The organism is Micromonospora sp. SL1-18, assembly GCF_047921505.1.
In the GTDB taxonomy this organism is placed as follows: domain Bacteria; phylum Actinomycetota; class Actinomycetes; order Mycobacteriales; family Micromonosporaceae; genus Micromonospora.
On record NZ_JBLROA010000036.1, the window covers coordinates 1 to 16,346 of the forward strand.

Consider the following 16,346-nt stretch of genomic DNA (forward strand, 5'->3'; position numbering starts at 1 on the left):
CAGAGCCTGCGAAGTCCACTCAGCACCCTCTCCAGCAGTTCAGTGCCCACCGCGTCGTCGGAGTCGTCCAAAATGGTTGGCTCGTGGACCGCGACCAGGCCGTCCGTCGCCATGTCGGCGATGAGCACCCGGGCCACGCCGAGCGGCAGCTGCATCCGCGCCGCGATCTCGGCGAGCGACTGCACACGTCCGTCACACAGCGCGGCGATGTACTGGTGCTCGCGGCTCTGGCCGCCATTGCCACTGGCAATGGCCCGGCCGCGCACCGTCGTCTCGACGAGCGCCTCCAGGGCGATCTCGAGCCGGGGGCGGGTACGACCGCGGGTCACGGCGTATGGCCGGACCAACGCGCCAGTCGGCTCGTCACGATCGACCATGTCGCCGCTCACCTCCTTCGTACCCGGTACCGGCTCTTCCCGGTGACACCCATCGTTGTCTTAGTTGTTGCCGCTCCTGACCCACCGGTCAGCGCGTCGATCAGCCCATCATCCCGGCAGTCGTACGCGGCTGCGGCGTCAGGGCGTCGCCCACCCGGTCGACGAGCAACGCCATCTCGTAACCGACCTGGCCGACATCGCAGCTGCGCGCGGCGAGGACCGCGAACGACGAACCGTCCGAAATGGACATCAGGAAAAGGAAACCGTTGTCCATCTCGACCACGGTCTGCAGCACCGCCCCGCCCTCGAAGCAACGGGCCGCGCCCTGGGTCAGGCTGACCAGGCCGGACGCGATTGCCGCGAGCTGGTCCGCGCGGTCCCGCGGAAGGTCACGGGACGAAGCGAGGAGCAGGCCGTCGGCGGAGACCGCGACCGCGTGCGCCACACCGGGTACCCGGTCGGCGAAGTTGGCTAGCAGCCATCCGAGATCCTGCGTAGTAGTCATCCTTGTTGCTCCTTCTGCCCGCTCCCGGTCACCGGGCCCGAGCCAGACTGCGAGGACTGCGGCCCACCCGGAGTGTCCTCCGGGCCGGCCGGGTTGCTGTCGGACGGGAGGTCACGGCCCCGCTGCACTCCCCGATGGTAGGCCGAGAGCAGACCCCGTACGCCTTCCGGCGTCCGGCGCTGCACCGACGTACTCGGCTTCTCGACGCCACCTGGGACGAGCTGCGCCATCGGTACCCGCTTGGGCAGACCCTTCTGGGTGGTCTCGGCAACCGGCACCTCGGTGGCCGCCGAGGCGGCCCGCCAGCCGTCGTCGGCTGCGGTCTGCCAGCCCGGGGACTGCTGCGGCACCTGCCGACTCGGCAGTGCCTCGGCGAAACCGGGGCGGGCGCCCCCGGTGGCCGGTCCGTTGTCGTGCGGCGCTCCGTCGGCCGTTGGAGTGTTTGCCATCGGCGTGTTACCTGTCGTCCCGGGTGTTCTCTGCTGGACGGCCCGGCCAGCGACGTCGACCTTGGCGAACTGCTGGGTCGGCGCACTGTTCGCCGCCGTGGCCGCCGCTCCGGCCGTCTCCTCCGGCCCCGGCCGCCGGGTGCGGAACCAGGCCGACTCGAGCTCGCGGAAGATCGGCAGCTCCATCGTCTCGTCCGCGTACCGCTGGCGGTTGGCCGCCTGCTGCGCGGGCGCCGGCCGGGGTACCGGCCGGCTGACGGCCGGCGGCATCTGCGGACGGGGGACCTGGGGTAGCTCGGTGGTCATGTCGAGGCCGGCGGCGAGTCGCTCCGGCACCGGCGGGGCAGCGGCCGGGTCGGACGCGGCGACCGGCGGCCAGGCCGGCGGCGCGCCGACGGTCGGCGTGGGGGTCGGCGGGGCCGGACGCGGCGACACCTGGCTGATCGGCGGCACGGAGACCGGCTGGCCCGAGACCGGCGAGGCCGAGACGGGCACGCCGGAGATCGGCGGCAGCGGCGGCCCGGAGACCGGCGGCAGCGGCGGGGCGGACGCTGGCGGCGGGCTGTACGGCCATGCCTCGGGGCTGCTCGGCAACTGCCGCGGGATGGGCGGCTGCTGACCGGTGTGGGTCGGGTCGCCCTCGGCCGGGCTGCGCCGGTGCGGCAGCGGATCGACCGGCTGGCCGTTGGGGGTCCGCGGGGTGAAGGCCTCGCCGCCGGCGAGCCCGGTGGCACCGGTGAGGTCGGACCATGCCGGCATCGACCGAGTCCCGCCGGGCATGGCCGGGGCGCCGGAGCCGTTGGGCGGCGCCGGATCGAAGGGCCGGCCGCCGAGCGTCACCTGGTTGCCGGATGCGCCGGGGCGCGGGGCCGGCGGGGTGCTCGGCCCGCTGCCGAAGGCGGCCAGGGCACCGAACGCGGGGGCCGGAGCGCCCTGCTGCGGACCGCTCGGCTGCGGGCCGGCCGGGAGCGCCGGCTGGCCCCGGCCGGAGAGGGCACGCGGCACCAGGACCGTGGTGGGCAGGGTGACGTCCGCGACCATGCCCCGGTCGGCACCGGGCCGGAGCTCGACCTTGACGCCGTGCCGGGACGCCAGTCGTGCCACCACGACCAGGCCCATCATCCGGGATACCGCGACGTCCACCTGCGGCGGAGTGGCGAGTCGCTCGTTCAGCTCCTGCAACTGCTCGGGGCCGATGCCGATGCCCCGGTCCTCGACGTAGAGCGAGGCGCGGTCGCCCACCCGCCGAGCCTCCACCATGACGTGCGAGTCGGGCGGGGAGAAGGCCGTGGCGTTGTCGAACAGCTCGGCGACCAGGTGCACCATGTCGTTGACCGCGTGCGATGCGACCTCGATGTCCCGGTCGATCACGCCGAACTCGATCCGCGTGTAGTGCTCGACCTCGGACTGGGCGGCGCGGAGCACGTCGATGAGGGCGGCCGGCTCGCGCTGCACGCGGGTGGAGTCCGCGCCGGCGAGGACCAGCAGGTTCTCGTCGTTGCGGCGCATCCGGGTGGCCAGGTGGTCGAGCTGGAACAGCTCGGCCAGCCGGTCCGGGTCCTCCTCGCCGCGCTCCAGCCGGTCGAGGTGGCCGATCAACCGGTCGACCAGGATCTGGGACCGGCGGGCCAGGTTGACGAACATCGTCGCGACGGACGCCCGGAGGGCGGCCTGCTCGGCGGCGGTCCGGACGGCCTCCAGGTGGACGGCGTTGAACGCCTCGGTCACCTGGCCGAACTCGTCCTTGCTTCGGACCGGCAGCGGCTCGGCGATCTGGTTGGCCAGCTGCACCGGGGAGAGCTGGCCGGTGACCTGCGGGTCCCGCAGGCGGGCCACCGCATGCGGGAGGCCGTACTGGGCCACCGACAGGGCGCCCTGCCGCAGCTCGCGCAGCGATCGCGCCATCGAGCGGGCGACCAGGTACGCGAAGACGATGGCCAGCACCAGCATGACGAGCAGCAGGCCGGTCTCCAGGAGCACCTGGCGCTGCGTGTCCGAGCGGAGCTGCTCGGCCTGCCGGACCACGTTGTCGTCGAGCTTCACCTCGACCGTCCGGATCAGCCGGCCGTTGGCCACCATGGCGGCGTCCCACTGGTCCGGCCCGAACGGCACGACCAGTTTGTCGTCGCGGCTGTGGCTGTCGTTGACGAGGGAAATGTACTTGGTCGCCTCGCGCAGGTCGGACCCGGAGACGGTCTGGTCGTAGAACTCGGAATCGTCCTGGGTGGCGACCGCCCTGAAGTTCTGCAACGCCTGCGCCTGACCGGTGCCGCTGGCGATGAACTGCTCCCGCAGCATCGGGGGGAGGCTCTTGTTCACCAGGGCCTGGTGGACGACCACCCGGCGCTGGGACAGGTATTCCCGCTGCCGGGCGACCGCGGCGGCGGCGCGCATGTGGTCGCTCAGGTCGTTGTCACCGGCCAACTGGGTGGCCGAGTCACGGATCGCGAGCAGGTCGTTGATCAGGACCTCGTACGACTTCTCCGCGGCGTCGATGGTCAGCTTGCCGTTGTAGACCTGGCTGCGGGTGGCCGGAAGGTCGGCGAGGCTCCCGTCGATCCGGACGAGCAGTGCCTCGAAGGTCTTCGGCAGGTTGTCGATCGCGCCCCGCTGCCGGGAGTAGGGCCCCTTGCGTTGGTCGACCCGGGAGTTGGCCCGGTTGTAGGCCTCCTGGTACTGGGCCCTGGTCTGAACCTGGTTCGAGCCGAGGAAGAGCACGGCGGAGACCCGCTCGTCCTGCAGGGTGTCGACCAGGTCACCCGAGTAGCCGATCAGGTTGGCCAGGTCACCGGCCCGGTTGGCAGCATTGAGCGTGCCCAGGTGGCCGACCAGGCTGTTGGTGCCCACCAGGATCGTGGCGATAGTCGGCACGATCATGATCAGACCGAGCTTGGACCAGATCGGCATGTCGCGGAGCCGGCTCGCCGGCCGGCGTAGACGCGACAGGAAGGAGCCCGCCGTCTTTGGTCGTTTGCTCACGTCACCGCCCTCGCATTACCGCGTCCGAACGTCACCCGTGGGCAACGCCGAGCGACCGACCCGGCGGGTCGGACCTCCGAGATTCCATCACGCCGCTCCCCAAAGAGAAAGCCCAGGTTGTCCCTCGCCGGAGGTGTGATGAGATGTTGATGCAATTTGATAGCAATCCGTCTGGCCGGAGTTACTCACAGTAATGGAATACCCTCACCGCGTCGTCCTCCTCGCCGGCCCCTCCGGCTCAGGAAAGTCGTACATCGCGCAGCGAACCGGACTTCCCGTGCTCTGCTTGGACGACTTCTACAAGGACGGCGACGACCCTACGTTGCCGCGCCCGAACGGACAGGTGGACTGGGAGTCGCCGTCGTCCTGGGATGCGGGCGCGGCGGTGGACACCATTGCCCGACTGGCCCAGGACGGCAAGGCCGAAGTGCCGGTTTATGCGATCGGCGCGGACCGGAAGGTGACGACCCGGCCATTCGACGTCGCCGGATCGCCACTGTTCGTCGCCGAAGGGATCTTTGCCGCCGAGATCGTCGAGGAGTGCCGCCGCCGCGGCCTGCTCGCCGGGGCGTACGCGTTGCGCCGGCCGCGCGGGGCGACCTTCGTCCGCCGGCTCGCCCGCGACCTGTCCGAGCAGCGCAAGGCGCCCCGGGTGCTGATCCGGCGCGGGATCACGCTGCTGCGCACCGAGCCGGCAGTGCTGCGCCGGCAGACCGGGCTCGGCGCAGAGGCGGCGCGGGCCCGGGAGGTGCTGCGCCGGGTGGCCGGCCTGCTCGCCGGCCACCCGCACGCGCACCCGTGATCAGCCGATCAGCTTGGCGTACGCCGGCTTGATCACCTCGTCGATGATCTTCAGTCGTTCGTCGAACGGGATGAACGCGCTCTTCATCGCGTTGATGGTGAACCACTGGAGTTCCTTCCAGCCGTAGCCGAAGGCCTCCACCAGCAGCGCCATCTCCCGCGACATCGAGGTGCCGCTCATCAGCCGGTTGTCGGTGTTGACGGTCACCCGGAAGCGCAGATCGCGCAGCAGCCCGATGGGGTGCTCGGCGATCGACGGCGCCGCCCCGGTCTGCACGTTCGACGACGGGCACAGCTCCAGCGGGATCCGCTTGTCCCGGACGTACGCGGCCAGCCGGCCCAGCACCGGCGGCGGACCCGGGGTGATGTCGTCGACGATCCGCACGCCGTGGCCGAGCCGGTCCGCGCCGCACCACTGGATGGCCTGCCAGATCGACGGCAACCCGAACGCCTCGCCGGCATGGATGGTGAAGTGGAAATTCTCCCGCTGGAGGTACTCGAAGGCGTCCAGGTGCCGGGTCGGCGGGAAGCCCGCCTCGGCGCCGGCGATGTCGAAGCCGACCACCCCGGTGTCCCGGTGCCGGACGGCCAGCTCGGCGATCTCCTGCGAGCGGGCCGCGTGCCGCATCGCGGTGAGCAGCGTGCCGACCCGGATCGGGGTGCCCGCCTCGGCGGCCAGGGCGCTGCCCTCCGCGAAGCCGGCCACCACGGACTCGACCACCTCGTCGAGGGTCAGATTCTGCTCCAGGTGCTGCTCGGGGGCGAACCGGACCTCCGCGTAGACCACGCCGTCGGCGGCCAGGTCGAGGGCGCACTCGCGGGCGACCCGGCGCAGCGCGGGTGCGGTCTGCATGACCGCCACGGTGTGCGCGAACGTCTCCAGGTAGCGCTCCAGCGAGCCCGAGTTCGCCGACTCGACGAACCAGCGGCCGAGCGACTCCGGGTCGGTGGCGGGCAGCTCGTGGCCGACCTCGGCGGCCAGCTCGACGATCGTCGCAGGCCGCAGACCCCCGTCGAGGTGATCGTGCAGCAGCGCCTTCGGGACCTTGACGATGTCCTCGTACCGGATTGCGACCATGCTCAGACACTATCCACCGGCGACCCCGACACGGGACCGGCCCCGAGCAGGGGTCGGACCACCCGAGCCGGCAAACTGATGGCCATGCCATCGACCGTAGGGCCGCCGGAGGTCTGACGTGGACGCCCGGATCCTCGACCGGCTGCGCTGCCCGGTCTGCGCCGAGCCGCTGGCCGAGACCACCGCCGGCACCGCCCGCGCGCTGCGCTGCCCGCGCCGGCACAGCTTCGACATCGCCCGCCAGGGCTACGTCAACCTGCTCGCCGGCCGCGCCCCGCACACCGGGGACAGCGCCGAGATGGTCGCCGCCCGCGCCGACTTCCTCGCCGCCGGCCACTACGACACCGTCGCCGGCGCGCTCACCGCCACCGCCACCGAGGTGGTCGACCGGGTACGCGGCACCGCACACCCCGCCCGCCCGGCGGCCACGGACGCGACGCAGGGGAGGGCAGCGGCTGCGTACCCCCTGGTGGTGGACGCCGGGGCCGGGACCGGCTGGTACCTCGCGGCGGTGCTGGCGGCGCTGCCGGACGCCGTCGGCCTGGCCCTGGACGTGGCCAAGCCGGCGCTGCGCCGGGCGGCCCGGGCGCACCCGCGCGCGGCGGCGGCGCTCGCCGACACCTGGCAGCGGCTGCCGCTGGCCGACCGCTCCGCCGCCCTGCTGCTGAACGTCTTCGCGCCGCGCAACGGGCCGGAGTTCCACCGGGTGCTCGACCCGACCGGCGCGTTGCTGGTGGTCACCCCGGCCGCGGACCACCTCGCCGAGCTGATCGACGCGCTCGACCTGCTAAGGGTGGATCCGGCCAAGGCGGACCGGGTCGCCGGCAGCCTGGGCGCGCACTTCACGGAGGAGTCGGCCACCGAGCACCGGGCCCGGCTGGCCCTGCGCCGCGCCGAGGTGGCCACCCTGGTCGGGATGGGGCCGAGCGCCTGGCACACCGACCCGGCCCGGCTCGCCGAGCGGATCGCCGCGCTGCCCGAGCCGGTGTCGGTGACCCTCGCCGTCCGGCTCGGCGTACACCGGCCGCGGTGACGCGCCCCGGACGCCGGCGGCGACCCTCTCAGGTGGAGAGGTCGACCTCTTCCCAGCCCGGCGGCTCGTCGTGGTACGGCCCGCGCAGCACCACCGCCCACTCCAGCGCCCACCGGCGCTGCCCGATCGCGTTGGCGTCCACCAGCCCGGGCAGCGCCCGGCCGGTGTGCTCCGACTCCAGATAGGCCCAGTCCAGGCAGTAGTGCAGGTCGAGCAGGGCGGCCGTGTCGGCCGGATGCTGCGGCGCGGCCAGGATCCGGGCCCGCCACTGCGGAAAGGTCTCCCCGCCGACGAGGTTCGGCATCCGCTCGACCAGCCGCGGGTCGACCGGCACCGTCGGGTCCAGTTCCTTGGCCAGCCCCAGTACCCAGGCCAGCGAGAAGAGCGCGTCGTGGTGCAGCACGAACGAGCGGTGGTCGCCCTTGCCGCCCACGACGAACTGCCACTCCGGCGGGGTCACCGTGTCGACCAGGTGCGAATCCTGCAGCCAGCCCATCGCCGCCTGCGCGGGCATCCCGAAGCAACGGGCCAGGATCACGTGCAGCACCGCGATCCGCGCCTCGATCTCGGCGGTGGGACGCAGCTCGAGCTCGTCCCCCGGCTCCCACACCAGCGGGAACTGCGGCGGCGGCTGTGGAAGGCCCAGCCGGGACAGCTCGTCGAGGCTCGCCTCACGGACGGCCCGCGGATCGGGGGCGGGTACACGCACTGCTCAGTTCCCTGTCTGCTCGCATCGGCTCATCGCCGATCAAATCCCCTGGCCAGGCAGGATAGCGACTGGACGGTGCCCGCACCACGGCCCAAGCGGCGACCGACCGATCAGCCGATCCGGTCGATCACCAGCGGCGCCGCGGCCGGCGCGGCCGGCGCGATCCGGACCGCCCGCTGCGCCTCGGCCAGCGCGGCCGGGATCCGCTCCGCGTGCTCGGCGCGCAGTTCGTACAGGGGCTCGCCGGCGCGTACCGGATCGCCGGGGCGCTTGTGCAGCACCACGCCGGCCGGAATGCTCACCGGGTCCTCCTTGCGCGCCCGGCCGGCACCGAGCCGCCAGGCGGCCACCCCCATGGCGTACGCGTCGATCCCGGCGACGTAGCCGTCCTCGTCGGCGCGAACCACCTCGACCTCGTCGGCCGTCGGCATCGGCGCGTCCGGGTCGCCGCCCTGCGCCCGGATCATCGTCCGCCAGGCGTCCATCGCCCGGCCGTCGCGCAGCGCCGCCTCCGGGTCGGCGTCCGGCAGGCCGGCCGCGTCGAGCATCTCCCGGGCCAGCGCCAGGGTCAGCTCCACCACGTCGGCCGGACCGCCGGCGGCGAGCACCTCGACCGACTCGGTCACCTCGACGGCGTTGCCGATCGCCAGGCCGAGCGGGGTGGACATGTCGGTGAGCAGGGCGACCGTCCGCACCCCGTGCGCCTTGCCCAGCTCGACCATGGTCCGGGCCAGCTCGCGGGCGTCGTCGGCGGTCTTCATGAACGCGCCCGAGCCCACCTTCACGTCGAGCACCAGCGCGCCGGTCCCCTCGGCGATCTTCTTGCTCATGATCGAGCTGGCGATCAGCGGGATCGCCTCCACCGTGGCGGTGACGTCGCGCAGCGCGTACAGCTTGCGGTCGGCCGGGGCCAGCCCGTCGCCGGCCGCGCAGATCACGGCGCCGACGTCGCGGAGCTGGGTGATGAACTCCGCGTTGGTCAGCGCGGCCCGCCAGCCGGGGATCGACTCCAGCTTGTCCAGCGTGCCGCCGGTGTGGCCGAGTCCCCGGCCGCTCAGCTGCGGCACCGCCGCACCGCAGGCGGCGACGAGCGGGGTGAGTGGCAGGGTGATCTTGTCGCCGACGCCGCCGGTGGAGTGCTTGTCCGCGGTCGGCCGGGTCACCGGCGAGAGGTCCAACCGCTCGCCACTGGCGATCATCGCGGCGGTCCACCGGGCGATCTCCGGCCCGGTCATGCCACGCAGCAGGATCGCCATGGCCAGCGCCGACATCTGCTCGTCGGCCACCAGCCCCTTGGTGTACGCGTCGACGACCCAGTCGATCTGCCCGTCGCTCAGCACACCCCCGTCCCGCTTGGCCCGGATGACATCAACCGCCGTAAAAGCACTCATCAGTTGTTCCTTCTCCAAACTCAAGCGCCGGCCCAGCGAACCGGGATTTCCAGAGGCGGCTCGCCCTCGCCGGCCCAGAAGATCGTGCCCGACGCGTCCACCACGACGACGCGCGGCGTCCGGGCCAGCCCCCAGGTGATCGCCTCGGCCGGGTCGTCCCAGGTCGGGCCCTCCTCCAGCACGCCGGTCTCGGCGCCCTCGGTGTCCCCGGCCGACCGCTCCCAGTACGCCGTCCAGACCTGCTGCCCGGCGGAGAGGTCCGGGTGCACGAAGACGGTGCCCCGCCCCCGCCAGGCGGCGAGCCGGTCCGGCACCACCGGCACCGGGTGCTCGCCGATCACCGCGTCGAGGTCGGCCACGTCGAAGGCGTGCGGCAGCAGCTCGGCCATCCGCAGCGGGCCGCCGCTGGCCTCGATCAGGCACTCCGGGCCGCCCTGCTCCCACAGCAGCTGGCGGCACCGGCCGCAGGGCATCAGCGGCTCACCGGTGGCGTCGACGCAGGAGAGGGCGACGATCCGGCCACCGCCGGTGGCGTGCAGCGAGGAGACCACCCCGCACTCGGCGCAGAGGACCACGCCGTACGCGGCGTTCTCCACGTTGCAGCCGACCACCACCCGGCCGTCGTCGACCAGGGCTGCCGCCCCGACCGGGAACTTCGAGTACGGCACGTACGCGTGCCGCATCACCTCGGTGGCGGCGGCCCGCAGCCGCTCCCAGTCGATCTCCATCACATCTCCCATTCTGCCCAAATCCCGCTGGTCAGGCCCGGCGCGGGGCGCGCACGGTGGTCGCGGCCACCCGAGCCCGGAGACGGGCGTGCCCGGCGGGGCGCCCCGCCGGGCACGCTGCGTCGCGGAACGGTCAGCCCTTGACGTACGGCTTGCCGTCGGCCGCCGGGGCCCGGACCCTGCCGACCAGCCCGGCCACGGCCAGGATCGTCGCCAGGTACGGCAGCATCGCCAGGAACTGGCTGGGGATGCTGCTGCCGATCGCGCCCAGGTACGTGGCGAGCTGGTCGGCGAAGCCGAAGAAGAGCGCCGCGAGCAGCGCCCCGGTGGGGCTCCACCGGCCGAAGATCAGCGCGGCGAGGGCGATGAAGCCCTTACCGCCGATCATGTTCTTGGTGAACGAGTACAGCGCCAGGGTGTACGAGGCACCGCCCACGCCGGCCACCAGCCCCGCCATGATCACGTTGCGGTAGCGCAGCCGCAGCACCTTCACGCCCAGGGTGTCCGCGGCGGTGGGGTGCTCCCCGACCGAGCGGGTCCGCAGCCCCCACCGGGTACGGAACAGCGCGATGTGGATCACCAGCACCAGCAGCAGCCCGAGGTAGAGGAAGATGTTGCCCCGGAACAGCGCCGGACCGATCAGCGGGATGTCCTTGAGCAGCGGGATCTCCCAGTTGCTGAACCGGGGGGCGCTGTTGTACTTCGTCGCGTCCGTCTGCATCAGCCGCTCGTAGAGGAAGCCGGTGACGCCGACCGCCAGCAGGTTGAGCACGATGCCCATGACCACCTGGTCAACCAGGTAGCGGATGGCGAACACGGCGAGCAGGAGCGAGATGAACGCACCGCCGATCGCGGCGGCGACCAGTCCCACCCAGACGTTGCCGGAGATGCTGCCGAACAGCGCGCCGGAGAACGCCCCCATCAGCAGTTGGCCCTCGATCGCCACGTTGACGACGCCGGACCGCTCGCAGAGCACGCCGGCCAGCGCGCCGAAGATCAGCGGCAGGGCCAGCAGGAAGGTGCCTCGGACGACGTTGACCAGCGGCATGAAGTTGCGACCGTCGGGTGCGGCGGAGACCTGCCAACAGAGGAAGCTCACCACGAAGGCGACCAGCCCGACGCCGAGCACCAGGGTGAACCAGCGCTTCGGCACCCCGGCGAGCAGGGCTGCGCCGGCCGCGGCGGCGATGATCCCGAACAGGATCGCACCGGTCGTGCCCTGGATCGCCAGGGCGGCACCACCCTCGGTCTCGCTGAGCGTGAACCGGGCCTCCTGGCCGGTGGCGAGCGCCCCGAAGAGCACCGCCGCGAGCGCGCCGAGCGCGAGCAGGACCAGTCCGATCTTGCGGGTACGCGTCCAGAAACCCTCGTCGACCGTGGTGACGGCGACCTCGGGAACAGTCATGGTGGACATGCCTCACCAGCCCTTCGCGAGGCTCGTCTGCAGCCGGGCCGCGCGGGCCGCCCGAAGCTGGAAGATCGCCTTCACCAGGGCCGGCGCGGCGATGAAGATGACGATGAGCGCCTGGAGCACGGTGACCAGCTCCAGGGAGATCCCTGAGTACGACTGCATCCGGTTGCCGCCGGCCTGCAGCGCGCCGAAGAGCAGCGCGGCCATCAGCACGCCCCACGGCTTCACCCGGCCGAGCAGCGCGACCAGGATGCCGTCGAAGCCGATCTGCGCGACCACCTGCGGGGTGAGCGCGTCCGCGGTCGAGCCGAGCACCATGTTCGAGCCACCGAGGCCGGACAGCACGCCGGCGATCACCATGACCAGCACGTACGTCTTCGTGACGCTGATGCCCGCGGTGCGCGCGGCGTCCGGGTTGGCGCCGACCGCGCGCAGCTCGAAGCCGAGCGTCGAGCGGTTGAGCAGCCAGGCCACGAACCAGGTGGCCAGCACCGCGAGCAGGATGCCGGCGTGCACCCGCAGGTTGTCGCCGAGCAGCCGGGGCAGCTGGGCGGAGGCCTCGACCGGCTTGCTGATCGCGTCGGAGCGCCTCGGGTTCTGCACCCATTCCTGGATGATGATCCAGGACAGGAAGTAGACCGCGACGTAGTTGAGCATGATCGTGTTGATCACCTCGTGGGCACCGGTCCGCGCCTTGAGGATGCCCGGGATGAAGCCCCAGATGGCACCGCCGGCCGCGCCGGCGATCAGCGCGACGACCAGGTGCACGCCCGGCGGCAGCGGCAGCGCGAAGCCCGCCACGGCGGCCAGGATGACGCCGATGGTCGCCTGGCCCTGGGCGCCGATGTTGAACAGACCGCCGCGGAAGGCGAGCGCCACCGCCAGGCCGGTGAAGACCAGGGGCGCGGTGTAGGTGAGCGTCTCCGAGATCGGGCTCAGCGCGGCGGTGAAGCCGGTCGCGTCCGGGTCGAAGATGGCGCCCTTGAACAGGTTCGCGTACGCCTCGCTGACCACGGCCCAGCTCGAGTTGAGCGCGTCCGACGGCCGGGCGGTGATGTAGCCGTAGGTGGACAGCACGTCCGGGTCGGAGATGATGATCAGCACCGCGCCGACCAGCATCGCCAGCAGTACGGCCAGCACGGTCACGGTGACCGTGTTCGCCGCCCAGAGGTTGTCCAGGAACAGCCGGCCCAGCGAGGGGCGGGGCTCGGCGGCGGGCTCCTTGGTCGCGGTGGCGGTCGCCGTGCGCTCGTGGTCGCCGGCGCGCGGGGTCGGGACCGCCCGCTCTTCCTGCGTCTCGGTCGCCAACTCCTGGTCCGGAGAGCCCGACATGGAATTCGGGTTGCTCATGCCTTTTCCTCGTTGCCAGGGCCATCGGGGGTCGCCGTGGCGGTGTCCGGGGTGATGCCGGCCATCAGCAGGCCGATCTCCTCACGCGGGGTGTCCGGGCCGACCACGCCGATGATCCGGCCGCGGTACATCACCGCGATCCGGTCGGCCAGGCCGATCACCTCGTCCAGCTCGCTGGAGACCACCATGACGGCGGTGCCGATGTCCCGCTCGCGGATGACCCGGCTGTGGATGAACTCGATCGAGCCGACGTCGACGCCCCGGGTGGGCTGCGCGGCGATGAAGAGCTTCAGCGGCCGGGACAGCTCCCGGGCCACGATCACCTTCTGCTGGTTACCACCGGAGAGGGTGCCCACCGGTGCGTCCGCCGAGGAGGTACGGACGTCGAACTGCTCGATCCGCTCCTTCGCCGACTTCGCGATGGCGTCCGGCTTGAGTGACAGGCCCTTGCCGAAGGGCGGCTGGTCGTAGATGTCCAGCACCAGGTTCTCGGCGACGGAGAACTCCTTGACCAGGCCGTCGACGCTGCGGTCCTCCGGCACGTAGCCGACGCCGGCGCGGAGCACCTTCTTGGTCGGCCAGCCGTGCACGCCCTCGCCGGCGAGCGTGACGGTGCCGGCGAGCGCGGGCCGCAGGCCCATGATCGCCTCGATCAGCTCGGTCTGGCCGTTGCCCTGCACGCCCGCGATGCCGAGCACCTCACCGGCGTGCACGGTCAGGTCGACGCCGTCGACCGCGCGGATCTGCCGGTCGTCGTCGACGACCAGGCCGGCCACCTCGAGGATCGGCTTGCCGGGGTTGGCCGGCTGCTTGTCGACGGTCAGCCGGACGCTGCGGCCCACCATCAGCGCGGCCAGCTCGTCCCGGCTGGCGCTCGGCGAGGCGGTGCCGATCGTCTTGCCGCGCCGGATCACCGTGATCCGGTCCGCGATGGCCTTCACCTCGCCCAGCTTGTGGGTGATGAAGACGATCGACTTGCCGGCCTCCTTGAGCGACCGCATGACCGTGAGCAGTTCCTCGGTCTCCTGCGGGGTGAGCACCGCGGTGGGCTCGTCGAGGATCAGCAGGTCGACGTCGCGGGTGAGCGCCTTGACGATCTCCACCCGCTGCTGGATGCCGACCGGCAGGTCCTCGATCACCGCGTCGGGGTCGACCCGGAGGTTGTACCGCTCGGAGACCTCGGCGACCTCGCGCCGGGCGCGCCGGCGGTCGAGGAAGCCGGAGAGGCCGCCCTTGACGTGCTCGGCGCCGAGCATGACGTTCTCGGCCACGGTGAACACCGGCACCAGCATGAAGTGCTGGTGCACCATGCCGATCCCGGCCGCGATGGCGTCCGACGGGCCCTTCAGCTTCAGCGGCTCTCCGTTGACCAGGATCTCGCCCTCGTCCGGCTGGTAGAGCCCGTAGAGCACGTTCATCAGGGTCGACTTGCCGGCGCCGTTCTCGCCGAGCAGGGCGTGGATCTCTCCAGGCTCCACCGTCAGATCGATGTGGTCGTTGGCGACCAGATCACCGAACCGCTTGGTGATGCCGCGCAGTTCGAGTCTCAGCGCAACCTCCGGGAGTGCGAGCGATGGTGCAGCGTAGCTGCTGCCGCGCCGGCCATCGAGCCGGATCGGTTCTTGTGGGTAAGGGGACCGGCCGCCCCGGTGCCGCGGGTCTCTGCCCGCGTACGTCGAGGCGGCCGGTCGTCGTGCCTGGTGCCCGCCGGCCGCGCGGCCGATGATCTCCGCGGCGGCTGGCGGATCGGTCACTCCGTGGTCGGCTGGGCCTTGGAGGTGACCTTGATGGTGCCGGCGGCGATGTCCGCCTTGATCTTGTCGAGCTCGGCCTTCAGGTCCGCCGGGACCTTGCTGTCGAACTCGTGGTACGGGGCGAGCGACACGCCGTTGTTGGCCAGGGTGCCGACGAAGCCCGGCTTGGCCTCAAGCTTCTCGCCGCTGGCGGCCTTGAGCACGGCGTCCTTCACGGCGTCCGGGATGTTCTTGACGACCGTGGTCATCAGCGCCGGGCAGTTCGGGGTGCTCTCGCAGCCGTCGACGTCGACCCAGATGACCGAGTACTTGCCACCGGAGGCCTGGGCGGCGGCGGTGGTGCCGAGGCCGGAGCCACCGGCGACCGGCATGATGATGTCCGCGCCCTGGGCGACCAGCGTGTCAGAGACCTTCTTGCCCTCGTCCTGCTTGACGAAGTCGTTGGTGAAGGAGCCCTTCTGGGTGGCCTTGTTCCAGCCGAGGACCTGGACGTTCTTGCCCTTGGCCTGGTTGTAGTACGCCACGCCGTCGGCGAAGCCGTCCATGAAGATGGTCACCGGCGCGATCGGCAGACCGCCGTAGGTGCCGACCTTGCCGGTCTTGGTCATGCCCGCGGCCAGGTAACCGGCCTGGAAGGCGGCCTGCGCGGTGTCGAACTGCATCGGGTAGACGTTGTCCACACCCGGGTTGGCGTCCACGATGCCGAACTGCTGGTTCGGGTTCGCCGCAGCGGCCTTCTTGGTCGCGTCCATCATCAGGCCACCGACGGCGAGGATGAAGTCGCACTTCTGGTTGACGAACCCGGTCAGGTTGACCTCGTAGTCCGCCTCGGCCTTCGACTGGACGTTCTTGGTGACGATGTTGTCGTTCTCCTTCTTCGCCTCCTCAAGGCCCTTCCAGGCGGAGGTGTTGAAGGACTTGTCGTCGATGCCGCCGACGTCGGTCACCATGCAGGCGGTGTACTTCTTGCCGCCGGTAGCACCGGCGTTGTTGTCCTTGGGGGCCTCACCACATGCGGCGGCACCAAGCACGAGGCCACCCGCCACGAAGGCGGAGGCGACCGTCCGCATCCCACGCACAGAGCGCAAGACGTCTCCTTCCCATTGCACACCGCGTCGTGCGCGGTGGCAGCCCTTGCGCCGGCCTGCGGTGTGCCGCCGGCGTCCCAGTTACGGACGGGAGCGTACGCCCGCGCCCACCCACCGGCCGACAATCGTGCACGACTGTTGAACGTCCGTTACCCCTACGTAACCCGGGCGTGCGGGAAATCACTTTTACGGCCGATAGGCTTCCGACAGGGTGTCCTGAAAGTCCGTTTCCCGCCCCGTTTCCGCTGCCCGCGGGGCTACCGCCAGAAGACCGCCACCGCCGCGTTGACCAGGGTCAACCCGATGATGGCGAGGAAGTGACCACGGTTGACCGACTCCCGCTTACGGGAGAAGAAGACCATGACGAAGATCAGCAGCGCGAGCACCAACTTGGTAACAAGTTTTGCCGGTGCCGGCTCGTGCCCGTCGCGCAGCGGCGCGGCCAGACCGATCCCGGTCAGCAGCCCGATCACCGAGCCCCAGAGCATGGCCGCGTTGATCCGCAACCGGCCGCTGACGTACTGGGCGATCGAGCCGCCGAGCAGCATCGCGAACCCGATCAGATGAACGTAGAGGAGTACCAGGCGAAGAGCTTCCACATCGCCTATCCTCCCTCATCAACGACGGCCTGTAGTAGCCGGCCGCTGAGCTGCCGTCATATCGTGATCTCGGCGGATCGACCCGGGTCACACA

Annotated in this window: 14 protein-coding genes; 2 read left to right on the plus strand and 12 right to left on the minus strand. The window is 71.4% G+C overall.

Features of this window, described 5'->3' with window-relative positions:
• The 3 genes from ACNAW0_RS18375 to ACNAW0_RS18385 all read right to left on the minus strand — a co-directional run.
• A partial coding sequence (locus ACNAW0_RS18375) for a DUF742 domain-containing protein (RefSeq protein WP_416289175.1) occupies positions 1-377 on the minus strand: 377 nt, incomplete at its 3' end.
• Positions 378-477: 100 nt separating this feature from the next.
• The gene (locus ACNAW0_RS18380) at positions 478-882 is read right to left on the minus strand and encodes a roadblock/LC7 domain-containing protein (protein ID WP_416289127.1); all 405 of its coding nucleotides are present in this window, start codon (positions 880-882) and stop codon (positions 478-480) included.
• Positions 879-4,310: a nitrate- and nitrite sensing domain-containing protein gene (locus tag ACNAW0_RS18385; RefSeq protein WP_416289128.1), complete on the minus strand. Its 3,432-nt coding sequence runs from the start codon at positions 4,308-4,310 to the stop codon at positions 879-881. The genes ACNAW0_RS18380 and ACNAW0_RS18385 overlap by 4 nt, the downstream gene beginning before the upstream one ends.
• A 193-nt stretch (positions 4,311-4,503) precedes the next feature.
• Between ACNAW0_RS18385 and ACNAW0_RS18390 the strand changes: the two genes are divergently transcribed.
• Positions 4,504-5,112, plus strand: a complete 609-nt coding sequence (locus ACNAW0_RS18390) for a uridine kinase family protein (RefSeq protein ID WP_416289129.1) — start codon at positions 4,504-4,506, stop codon at positions 5,110-5,112.
• On the opposite strand, the gene ACNAW0_RS18395 is transcribed toward ACNAW0_RS18390, so the two are convergent.
• A complete protein-coding gene (locus tag ACNAW0_RS18395) occupies positions 5,113-6,189 on the minus strand; it encodes an adenosine deaminase (protein ID WP_416289130.1) in 1,077 nt (358 codons plus the stop codon).
• A gap of 118 nt (positions 6,190-6,307) precedes the next feature.
• On the opposite strand from ACNAW0_RS18395, the gene ACNAW0_RS18400 reads away from it, so the two are divergent.
• Positions 6,308-7,222, plus strand: a complete 915-nt coding sequence (locus ACNAW0_RS18400) for a putative RNA methyltransferase (RefSeq protein WP_416289131.1) — start codon at positions 6,308-6,310, stop codon at positions 7,220-7,222.
• A gap of 28 nt (positions 7,223-7,250) precedes the next feature.
• Here the strand turns inward: ACNAW0_RS18400 and ACNAW0_RS18405 are convergent, their stop codons facing one another.
• From ACNAW0_RS18405 to ACNAW0_RS18440, 8 genes are all read right to left on the minus strand, one after another.
• The gene (locus ACNAW0_RS18405; RefSeq protein WP_416289132.1) at positions 7,251-7,931 is read right to left on the minus strand and encodes a DUF4272 domain-containing protein; all 681 of its coding nucleotides are present in this window, start codon (positions 7,929-7,931) and stop codon (positions 7,251-7,253) included.
• A 110-nt stretch (positions 7,932-8,041) separates the two neighbouring features.
• Positions 8,042-9,322, minus strand: coding sequence for a thymidine phosphorylase (locus ACNAW0_RS18410; protein WP_416289133.1), 1,281 nt, complete (start codon positions 9,320-9,322; stop codon positions 8,042-8,044).
• A 20-nt stretch (positions 9,323-9,342) separates the two neighbouring features.
• Entirely contained in the window at positions 9,343-10,050 is a 708-nt protein-coding gene (locus ACNAW0_RS18415) for a cytidine deaminase (RefSeq protein ID WP_416289134.1), read from the minus strand.
• Positions 10,051-10,183: 133 nt separating this feature from the next.
• Complete coding sequence (locus tag ACNAW0_RS18420; protein WP_416289135.1) at positions 10,184-11,464, minus strand: ABC transporter permease; 1,281 nt, start codon at positions 11,462-11,464, stop codon at positions 10,184-10,186.
• 3 nt (positions 11,465-11,467) lie between these two features.
• Positions 11,468-12,811 (minus strand): ABC transporter permease, encoded by a 1,344-nt coding sequence (locus ACNAW0_RS18425; protein WP_416289136.1) that lies wholly within the window; start codon positions 12,809-12,811, stop codon positions 11,468-11,470.
• Positions 12,808-14,565, minus strand: coding sequence for an ABC transporter ATP-binding protein (locus ACNAW0_RS18430; protein ID WP_416289137.1), 1,758 nt, complete (start codon positions 14,563-14,565; stop codon positions 12,808-12,810). The genes ACNAW0_RS18425 and ACNAW0_RS18430 overlap by 4 nt, the downstream gene beginning before the upstream one ends.
• Entirely contained in the window at positions 14,562-15,635 is a 1,074-nt protein-coding gene (locus tag ACNAW0_RS18435) for a BMP family lipoprotein (protein ID WP_416289176.1), read from the minus strand. Before ACNAW0_RS18435 ends, ACNAW0_RS18430 begins: the two co-directional genes overlap by 4 nt.
• A gap of 275 nt (positions 15,636-15,910) precedes the next feature.
• Positions 15,911-16,252: a hypothetical protein gene (locus tag ACNAW0_RS18440; protein ID WP_416289139.1), complete on the minus strand. Its 342-nt coding sequence runs from the start codon at positions 16,250-16,252 to the stop codon at positions 15,911-15,913.
• Between the last annotated feature and the right edge of the window lie 94 nt (positions 16,253-16,346).